The sequence below is a fragment of the Thermanaeromonas sp. genome (assembly GCF_021890735.1).
GTDB lineage: Bacteria > Bacillota > DSM-521 > Neomoorellales > Neomoorellaceae > Thermanaeromonas.
On sequence record NZ_JAKKUR010000071.1, the window covers coordinates 1 to 9281 of the forward strand.

Genomic DNA, 9281 nt, shown 5'->3' on the forward strand with positions numbered 1-9281 from the left:
CGGCCGTCTTGCCGTAAAAGATGACTATGATCTGACGGGTGGCTCTCAAGCCGGAGGATATGACGAGTGGTACCCGTCCAGGAGGGCGTAGCTTACTTGTCAATGATAAATTAAGGCCTCCTGCTTTGTGGGAAGCCTTACTGTTTCTTTAAATGGTTTATATCGTAAAAATATCTTTCGCCTTTGCTTCCAAACCGGGCAACACCGTGGAAGAGATAGGCTCCTCATCCCCTTCTTCATAAACCCCTGCGCGCTGCCAATCCTTTTCGCCCGGTATAAATACTTCCACCAGCCGTTCCTGCGGGTCTACAAGCCAGTATTCCCGCACCCCGCTTTTAAGATACTGCCGGCTCTTCTTCCCCCGGTCTCGCCGGATAGTCCCAGGAGAGAGAACTTCCACCACCAGGTCCGGGGCGCCGTTGATCCGGCCTTCTTCAATAATACCTTGCCGTTCTCGAGAAATAAAAATGACATCCGGCTGAAACACATTATGTTTTGCTGGCTCGTCCAAAACTACATCTACTGGGGCAAACAGCACTTTTCCAGCTCCACTTCTACGGGCATATTCATCTAAAATTTTAAAAATATTCCCCACCACAAACTGGTGAAGGGTACCCGGTGAAGGCGTCAAAACCAGTTCCCCCTCGATTAATTCATAACGCTGGCCATCGTCGATTTTTAAGTAATCATCATAGGTGTACACTTTCTTAACTTCTAAAGCCGTACTAGTAGCCATAAGTCAATCTCCCTACCGTTTGTTTATTAACTTGTCTCATGACTTCTTACCTTTCCTTTGTCTTTCATTGTATCACTGGCCGGTTTCCCCTTCAAGGATGCCTAACAAGGCAACCGCATCCTCCTTCTCCAAAGGCTCTATTACCTGACGCTTGGGGCAGCTGACCGGCAAGTCCTCCCTGGGAAATGTGCATCGCGGGCTTCCCTTCAGACCCCACCTCACGACGGGCGCCCTTGCCTTAAGCTAACGACTACCCCTACCTTCGTCGTTCGGGATTTTCACCCGTAAGCCTTCGCCCATACCCGGGCGCACACAAAGTAAAAGAGGGCGTTAACCGCCCTCTCATTCCGATAATTATTTTTCTCTTTACTTCGCTACCTCTACCCTTCGTTAATCGGTGACGGCCACCAGATGGCTTTCACCATAATATTGTACTTTAGCGTTCAAGTTCTCGCCCACAAAGCGCAAGGGTACTAAGGTACGACCGTTTACTACCTGGGCTGGTACATCAAGGGTTATCGCCCGCCCGTCCACCTGAGCCTCAGGGCTACCTATTCTAAGGATTATAGTCACTCCCTGGTTTTTAATGATCACTGTACCGTTATCATATGAAACTTCCGCTCCCAGGTTTTCGGCCAAGGCCCGTATGGGTACCAGCACTCTGCCGTTCTGTATCCTCGGCGGCACATCAAAACGCAAGGGCTTCCCGCGTAAAAATACTTTCACCGACAGGTCTCCTGTAGCGGCATAAGCCTTATCCAGTTCTTGATAAGCCTCATCATCGCCAGGCAGTTTATCTAATATTTCTTCCAACATCTGTCGGGCTCTTTCTGCCTTTCCGGCCTCTCGGAGCAACTTGGATATTTCCTTAGTCAGTTTGGCCTTGCTGAACTCATCCAGGGAAGTGTCCGCCTGTAAAGCATCCGCTAATCCTTCTACTACTTCGGCTGCTTCAGCTTTCCTTTCCGCCTTCCATTCTTCTAGTAGCGCCTTAGCCTCATAAACTGCCTCGGACACGCTCCTTCCTTCCAAGATGGCTTGTAGAGCAGCCCGGGCTACGGGATTTTTGACATGCTGTAGTGCATTCCTTACTCCTTTATAGACCTCTCCGGTAACACTCTCTTCATTATGCTTTCTTTTCTTTTCCTTCACTTTTTCCCTTTCCCGCTCACGCTCCCTTTCCCGTTCTTGTTCTTGTTCCCGGTCTTGTTCTTGGGTTAACTCCTGGTCTCCGTTTACGGTGACTTCCTCTTGAGCAGCATCCTTCACCACGTTAGAATCGCTGTTTGAGGCCCAGGCCGGCACGAGCAAAGAAAACACCAACACCCATGCTACCAGCCATGCCCCAATTTTTTTGGCTTTCCGCATAAACTCCCTCCCCCTTTTGTTTTTGTTTCTTTTTCCATTAATTTATTTCGGCTATTTTAGCCTTTTTTGGGGGGTAGTAGCAACGTTTTTAACAAATCCTGATTCCCCTCTCTTTACAGGCTTGCCAAATTCTTTCCCGTAAAACCCTTTCTATTCTCCAAACCGAGGCCGGCCTGGTTTTAGCAGTCACCGTAAATTGGACACCGCGACCCGACTTATCCATATCGGTAACTCCGTATACCTGGGGAGGTTCGGCAAGCCCGCCAGGCCCCGGGAGAAAATCATCACGGTACTCTTTTTCAACTTCTTTACAGACCTCTTCCAGCATTTCCCGCACGCGGTGGGGATCCTCGTCGAAGGGAAAAATAACGTTGACCGATGCCCTCAGTTCCTCTCGGTTATAGTTGCGCACTGTTTTGATCTCGCTGTTGGCTATATAAAACTTGGTGCCCGACCACTCCCGCAAAGTAGTCGTGCGTAACCCCACTTCTTCCACCGTACCGGTAACCTTCTCGTTAATCTGGACCAAATCTCCAACCCGTAACTGGTCTTCAAAAACTATAAAAAGCCCTGTAATTATGTCTCTTACCAATGCCTGAGCACCGAAGCCCACGGCTAAACCGACCAAACTTACACCGGCCACTATAGCCGTTACGTTAACCCCTAAGACAGGCAAAATAACAAGAGCGGCCAAAGCATAAAGGGAGTAACGGGCAGCGGAAAGGAAAAGGGAGCGCAAAGTCTGTTTTTTGTAGGGTTCTACCTTAGCCATATCAAAAAATCTGTGGATGAGCTGAAAAATGAGCCTCTGGGCAATTAATACCGCTATTAAGATAGCCAACATTAATGGTAAGCGGGGCATCAGGAAAAGTATCTTTTCTTCAACGGCTTCCCAAGGGAATGCTGGCCAGTTCATCCCGGACCCTCCTTAGCCAAGGGACTGGCAAGTCTATTGTGCCCACCGGGAACCTAGGCTAAAATTAATAGTTAGAAAAGTCTTAGCGCAGGTGAAGCTAGTTATGTTTGAGCTTTTCCCGGCCCTTATAGAACGCATGAGCGTAGTGGTTACGCTGGCTTTTGTCCTTACCCGCTTTCAGAGCTTTCGCCGGCTCTTACAAGATAAAGCAAACCTTAAACAAAAGATCCTTCTTACCTCTATTTTTGGCTTTTTAGGAATTTTGGGCAGCTATACCGGCATCCCCATCCAAGGAGCGCTGGCCAACTCGCGGGTTATTGCTCCCTTAGTAGGAGGGCTCTTCGGTGGGCCGGCCGTAGGTCTGGCAGCTGGCTTCATCGCCGGAGCTCACCGCTATTTTCTGGGAGGATTTACAGCCTTCTCCTGCGGCCTCTCTACCACGGTAGAAGGCCTGCTGGGCGGTCTGGTATCCTTGCGATACCGGCATGGGAAACTGCCCTGGCAGGTAGCCTTCTTAACCGGGTTTTGCGCAGAGCTTTTACAGATGCTGATCATCCTCGCCCTGTCCAGGCCCTTGGATGCTGCCTGGAGCCTGGTGAAAGTTATAGGGGTTCCTATGATGGTAGTAAACGCTACAGGTATTGCCTTGGCCGTAAGTATTATTCAAAACGTCCTGCATGAGCAAGAAATGGCCGGGGCTATACAAGCCCAAAAAGCTTTGAAGATCGCCGACAGGACTCTACCGTTTTTACGCCAGGGCTTAAACGAAATATCAGCCCGGGAGACGGCCTCTATAATCCTGGAAGCCACAGAAATGGAAGCCGTGGCCATAACCGCTGGGGAAGAAATCCTCATCCACTTAGGAGCGGGCGACGACCACCACCGTCCAGGCCAAAAAGTCCTCACAGCAGCAACAAGAGAAGCCCTGGCCACCGGACAGATTAGAATAGCTCAAACTCCTCAAGAAATAGGCTGCAATTACCCGGGTTGCCCCCTTAAGGCAGCGGTAGTAGTACCCCTTATGAGCCGGGGGAGGGTTATAGGCACTCTTAAATTATACCATACCCGCTCCAATGCCATAGGCCCTTTGGACCTAGAGCTCGCTGCGGGTTTAGGCCACCTCTTTTCTACCCAACTGGAGCTTGCCGAGCTGGACCGCCAGGAAAGGCTCCTTACGAAGGCTGAAATTAGGGCTTTGCAAGCCCAAATTAATCCCCATTTCTTATTTAATGCCCTCAACACCATTATGGCCGTTTGCCGGACGGAGCCGGATAATGCGCGGCGCCTGTTGGGGCATCTAGGCGATTTCTTCCGCCGGAACCTCCAGCACCCGGAACAAACTGTAACCCTGGCCACTGAAATAGAACACGTACGTTCTTACCTGGCCATTGAAAAAGCCCGTTTCGGCTGCCGGCTGGAGGTAAAAATCGATGTGGAACCCGCGGCAGGGAGATACTTGCTTCCGGCCTTAACCCTCCAGCCTTTGGTAGAAAATGCCGTTAAGCATGGTATCCTGCCTAAAAAAGAAGGAGGCAGGGTCACTATTACGGCCAGGGAAATGGGAGATAAAGCGGTAGTACAAGTGGAGGATGACGGTGTAGGTATAAATTTGGACAAAGCTATTCACCTGTTGGAGGAAAATAACCCCAGCAACAATAATTTGGGTCTGCGCAATGTCCATGACCGCCTCCGGTTGCTATACGGCCCGGAATCGGGTTTAAGAATAGCTTTAAGACCGGGCGGCGGAACCATAGTGGAGTTTTCTTTACCTAAAGTATCGCAAGGGGTTCTAAAGGAGGTGGTAGCCGGTTGATTAGAGCGTTGATCGTGGATGATGAACCGCCCGCCAGGGAAGAGCTGCGTTTCTTAATAAGCCGGCACAAAGACTTCGTCATTTGCGGCGAGGCTGAGGGCGGCCTGGAAACCTTAGAAATGTGTGAAAGGCTGAAACCCGACGTTCTTTTCTTGGATATTCAACTGTGGGATTTGGATGGAGTAGAAGTGGCCCGCCTACTCCTTAAAAAACCAGATCCCCCCTGGATTATCTTTGCTACAGCCTATGATTCTTATGCCGTCCAGGCCTTTGAACTAAACGCTGTAGACTATCTCCTTAAGCCCTTCACAGAAGAAAGGGTAGCAGCTACACTGGAGCGGATCGTAGAGCGCTGGAATCTTAGAGAAAAAGGAGAAAAATATACATGTTTAGAAAAACTGGTCCAGCAGTTGGTCCTGCAGCAGCGTGTAAATAAGCTTGTAGCCTGGAAGGATGAGCGGTTATTGGTTGTCTCCCCCGAGGAAATAGTCTATGCAGAAGCGCAGGGGCACCAGGTCTGGTTACAGAGGGTCTGTGGTGATAGGCTGAAATTCCCCGGGACTTTACAGGAATTGCAAGAAAGGCTAAGTCCCCAGCGCTTTCGGCGGGTCCACCGCAGCTTCCTGGTGAACATCGATTTTATCTCCGAAGTAGCACCCTATTTTCACGGCTCTTACCGGTTGCTAATGCGGGACAGCCGGCGCACGGAGATCCCTGTCGGCCGCAAATATTTAAAAAACTTAAGGGAAACCCTCGGGTTCTAAAAGCCCGTGAGCCCTTAAACATTTCAGGAACAGATACCGTCGTTCAGGAGCCGTTTGCTCTGTTCACGCAGAGAATGTAGCTTCCTTCCGCCCCTCCTTTCTAAAATCATCTAGGAGCAAAAGTTTAATCTAAAAAGGGGGGCGGAACGTAAAAGTATGATTACCTTTTTTATTTCTTTGGTAGTGTTGTTCTTGGGGTACTGGCTGTACGCAAGGGTGGTGGAAAGGATCTTCGGAGCCGACCCAGAACGGGAAACTCCGGCCGTACGGTTGAGGGATGGGGTGGATTATGTGCCCCTGGGCTGGAAGCGTAGCTTCCTTATTCAGTTGCTTAATATTGCGGGACTGGGGCCTGTCTTCGGTGCTATACAAGGAGCGCTGTGGGGCCCGGCAGCCTTCTTGTGGATTGTATTGGGAGGAATCTTTGCAGGAGCCGTCCATGACTACTTAAGCGGCATGCTCTCCCTGCGCCACGGCGGAACCAATGTGCCTACCATTGTTGGATATTACCTTGGTCCCCGGATCAAGCAAATCTTTAATATCTTTACCGTGATTCTTTTAATTTTAGTAGGAACTGTATTTATGACCGGACCAGCCCAGCTCTTGGCTAAGCTTACCCCGGAGCACTTAGATTATAAATTCTGGCTAGGTGTAATCTTATTGTATTACTTGCTGGCCGTCATACTGCCCATCGATAAAATTATCGGCCGCCTTTATCCCATCTTTGGTGCTATCCTTATAATCATGGCCGTAGGAGTTATAGGCGGGCTTTTGGCCAAAGGTTACCGCCTGCCTGAGCTCACTTTAGCCAACCTCCATCCCAAAGGAGCTCCTTTATGGCCACTCTTGTTTATCACTATAGCCTGCGGAGCGATAAGCGGTTTCCACGCTACCCAATCGCCAATCATAGCTCGCTGCTTAGAAAATGAGCGTTACGGCCGCCGTGTATTTTATGGCGCGATGATAGCCGAATCTGTCATAGCTCTAATCTGGGCGGCTGCGGCTATAGCTTTCTTCGGGGGAACAAAGGGCTTAGCCCAAGGCCTGACCTCCCTAGGTGGACCAGCCGGGGTAGTGCATACTGCTTCTATAAGCCTCTTAGGGGCCTTCGGCGGCACCCTGGCCATTCTGGGAGTGGTGGTGCTCCCTATAACCTCCGGCGACACGGCCTTCAGGGCTGCTAGATTAACCATAGCTGAATTCCTGGGGTTAAAACAGGGCCCCGTCCTAAACCGGTACAAGATAGCTATCCCTTTATTTATAGTAGGCTTTATCTTAAGCCAGATCGATTTTACCATCATCTGGCGTTATTTTGCCTGGTCTAACCAGACCCTGGCCATGGTCGTCCTCTGGGCCGGGGCAGTCCACCTCGCCAAACAACGTTCTTTCCACTGGATTGCTACTCTCCCGGCAGTATTCATGACAGCCGTAAGTATAACTTATATTCTCCAGGCACCGGAGGGCTTACGTCTTCCTACCAGTATCTCCTATCCCGTAGGTATAGCTTCCGCCACCCTGGCCTTTGCTATTTTCCTGTGGAAAATCTCCCGGAAAAGCGCCCCTGTGTTGTTTACTGCACCAGAAAAGTGAAACTCTCCTAGATGAAAAGAGGCCCCTAATGGAAGTGGCCGCCTCGGAAGGCGGCCACTTTTTATATTTGGATTAGTCGTCACCGAAGAAAAGCAGGATTAGGATCAGGAACAGGATGAAAGCTGCCCGCCGGCTAAAACCTAAGCCTGCCATCTTATTCCCCCCTTGTTGCCTATTCCTGGTAGCATTTTATGCGTTCTCGTTTAATCCGGTTACTGCAAGGGGGGCCATCTTTTCTTTTTAAGAAATATCCTGGATTTGGTGGTATTCTCTGTTACAGTGATATACATCCAGTTATCTTCGATCCTGGTGGTGATACCACGGCCTATGACCCGGTAAAAAGAAGGATCCTCAGTATATACGGCCACCGTTAGTTCGTTTAATCCTTGGGGATTTTCGAGATCTATAATCCCGCCATCCGGGCCTCGGTGAAAAGAGAACCTCGTGTTTTCGTAGCGGTTAAGAAATTGGGCAAAACGGCTCATAGGCCATACCAAAAGCTTACCGGCTTCTTGGCCGAGGCTTGCCCGCTGGGCAAAGTAAGCCAAAGCCTCCAGGGCATATTCATCTTTGTTAGCATGGGTATAAATAAGCCGGATGACGTGTTCCCTCTCTACAAAATCTAATAAATCCTCCAGCCACTTTTTAGTTTCTTCTAGGGGGACCTTGGCAGCTATAAGTTCTTCCAGTGCAGCATATTCCCTAAAAGGAGTCACAGGAAATGCCCAAAGCTTTCCGCTTACTGGCTCTCCCCGGAAAAAGCTACGGGTGGGGCTGGAACCCGTATCTCCGGCACTGTAATAAGCCAGGGCACCACGGCGCTCTAACCACTCGGTTACAAAAGGCGGATGATTCCCTGCCGGTGCGCTGTACTCCACCACCTTTTCTCCCGTTATTTCTTCTAAGGTAGAAAAGTTGAGCTCAAGGTAGCGGAAGGCTTCCTCCCGGGGCATCTTCTCTAAATTTGCGGCAAAATAGTTATGGATCCAGCCCCCGTGGGCTCCGATAGCTCCGTAGGAGGCCAGCATCTTTACCCAAGGTCGGCCTTTAACTGGAGAGGCAGCATCAAATCCTAGTCCATCACCAGGCTTGTAGGTGTCCGGACCCGCCGTTATATGTATGGAGTAAGAAAGCTCTGGCCGGAAGATTTCTCTATACAGCATAGCCCTTAAAGGCCGCAGGTGGGCGTTGCTGTCCAGATGGAAATTTAATACGATACCTCCCTTCCCGTAAGGGGTATTAACAAGGCGGGGAAGGTGAGCAGCCCGGATAAGAAAGGTTCTCAAAACGGAGCGCAAGGTAAGATCGTCCGACATGAGCTTATGAAAACCCAACTTTAAATTAGCAAAAAACACCGCTCCACCCGAAGGATAAAACTTCTGGGTGAGCACGGCCACCCGGCCCTCCGGTGGGAAGTCGAAGGCTACTTCATCGGCATCTAAAAGCCGAGTCCGGGCATGGGTAAACTTTAACCTCCCATATCCGTAACCCGAAACTGCATTCACCTTATCAAGCTTGCCCGGAGTTATCCCCCATTCCCAGGCTACCTCCGGTGAAGGGAAGACCCAGTAACCTTCATAGTAAGGCGGGGAATACACTACTCCTGCCATATCGGCAAGGAGGGGAACCTCCAGGATATCTCCTTCTGGAGAACGGCTACCGGGATCGAAAACTAAAAGGACTTTACCCCCTGCTTCCACAAACTGATGTAAGATCTCTTTAGCTCCGGCAGGAAGAACCGCGTTGATTTTTTCGGGTAAAATTAGAGCCCGGTACTGTAAGTTTCTTTTAAACGGTGGTAATGAAGCCAGTTCTCCCCAAGTTACCCGGCGGAAGGGAAATCCTTCCTCTTTCAAAACCTGCTCGTAAGCTCTAATAATTTTTTCCCCTTCCTCATCCATGGAATGCGCTTCCCCTGCTATAAGTCCTACCTGCTCCATTGAGACAGTAGAGGGGATCACCACTGGCCTTAAGCTCAATCCCACGCCTATCAGGAGCAAAATAAAAAGCAAAAGAAACTGTAAAAGCTTTTTTACCATTTTTACTACCTCACAACTTCGATTTACGGGCTTGAGCCTCAACAGCCCTTTCTCA

The 9281-nt window shown here is 50.0% G+C and carries 7 protein-coding genes; 3 read left to right on the forward strand and 4 right to left on the reverse strand.

Features of this window, described 5'->3' with window-relative positions; all coding sequences use genetic code 11:
* Nucleotides 1-157 precede the first annotated feature (157 nt).
* The 3 genes from L5656_RS09205 to L5656_RS09215 form a co-directional block, all read right to left on the reverse strand.
* Nucleotides 158-736 carry a Uma2 family endonuclease gene (locus L5656_RS09205; RefSeq protein WP_297202195.1) on the reverse strand — a complete coding sequence of 193 codons (579 nt, stop codon included), beginning with the start codon at nt 734-736 and terminating at the stop codon, nt 158-160.
* Between the two features lie 390 nt (nt 737-1126).
* Nucleotides 1127-2104 carry a copper amine oxidase N-terminal domain-containing protein gene (locus tag L5656_RS09210; protein ID WP_297202198.1) on the reverse strand — a complete coding sequence of 326 codons (978 nt, stop codon included), beginning with the start codon at nt 2102-2104 and terminating at the stop codon, nt 1127-1129.
* 88 nt (nt 2105-2192) lie between these two features.
* Nucleotides 2193-3020, reverse strand: a complete 828-nt coding sequence (locus tag L5656_RS09215) for a mechanosensitive ion channel family protein (RefSeq protein ID WP_297202201.1) — start codon at nt 3018-3020, stop codon at nt 2193-2195.
* A gap of 103 nt (nt 3021-3123) precedes the next feature.
* On the opposite strand from L5656_RS09215, the gene L5656_RS09220 reads away from it, so the two are divergent.
* From L5656_RS09220 to L5656_RS09230, 3 genes are all read left to right on the forward strand, one after another.
* A complete protein-coding gene (locus L5656_RS09220) occupies nt 3124-4833 on the forward strand; it encodes a sensor histidine kinase (protein ID WP_297202204.1) in 1710 nt (569 codons plus the stop codon).
* Nucleotides 4830-5597: a LytR/AlgR family response regulator transcription factor gene (locus L5656_RS09225; RefSeq protein WP_297202208.1), complete on the forward strand. Its 768-nt coding sequence runs from the start codon at nt 4830-4832 to the stop codon at nt 5595-5597. Before L5656_RS09220 ends, L5656_RS09225 begins: the two co-directional genes overlap by 4 nt.
* A 156-nt stretch (nt 5598-5753) precedes the next feature.
* On the forward strand, nt 5754-7187 hold the full coding sequence (locus L5656_RS09230; RefSeq protein WP_297202210.1) for a carbon starvation CstA family protein: 1434 nt from the start codon (nt 5754-5756) through the stop codon (nt 7185-7187).
* 212 nt (nt 7188-7399) lie between these two features.
* On the opposite strand, the gene L5656_RS09235 is transcribed toward L5656_RS09230, so the two are convergent.
* Nucleotides 7400-9281 (reverse strand): hypothetical protein (locus tag L5656_RS09235; RefSeq protein ID WP_297202213.1); only part of this gene is annotated, 1882 nt, incomplete at its 5' end.

Coding starts and splice junctions, on each gene's coding strand:
- L5656_RS09210 (WP_297202198.1), bottom strand. CDS start 2,104: ATGCGGAAAGCCAAAAAAATTGGGGCATGGCTGGTAGCATGGGTGTTG.
- L5656_RS09215 (WP_297202201.1), bottom strand. CDS start 3,020: ATGAACTGGCCAGCATTCCCTTGGGAAGCCGTTGAAGAAAAGATACTT.
- L5656_RS09230 (WP_297202210.1), top strand. CDS start 5,754: ATGATTACCTTTTTTATTTCTTTGGTAGTGTTGTTCTTGGGGTACTGG.
- L5656_RS09220 (WP_297202204.1), top strand. CDS start 3,124: ATGTTTGAGCTTTTCCCGGCCCTTATAGAACGCATGAGCGTAGTGGTT.
- L5656_RS09205 (WP_297202195.1), bottom strand. CDS start 736: ATGGCTACTAGTACGGCTTTAGAAGTTAAGAAAGTGTACACCTATGAT.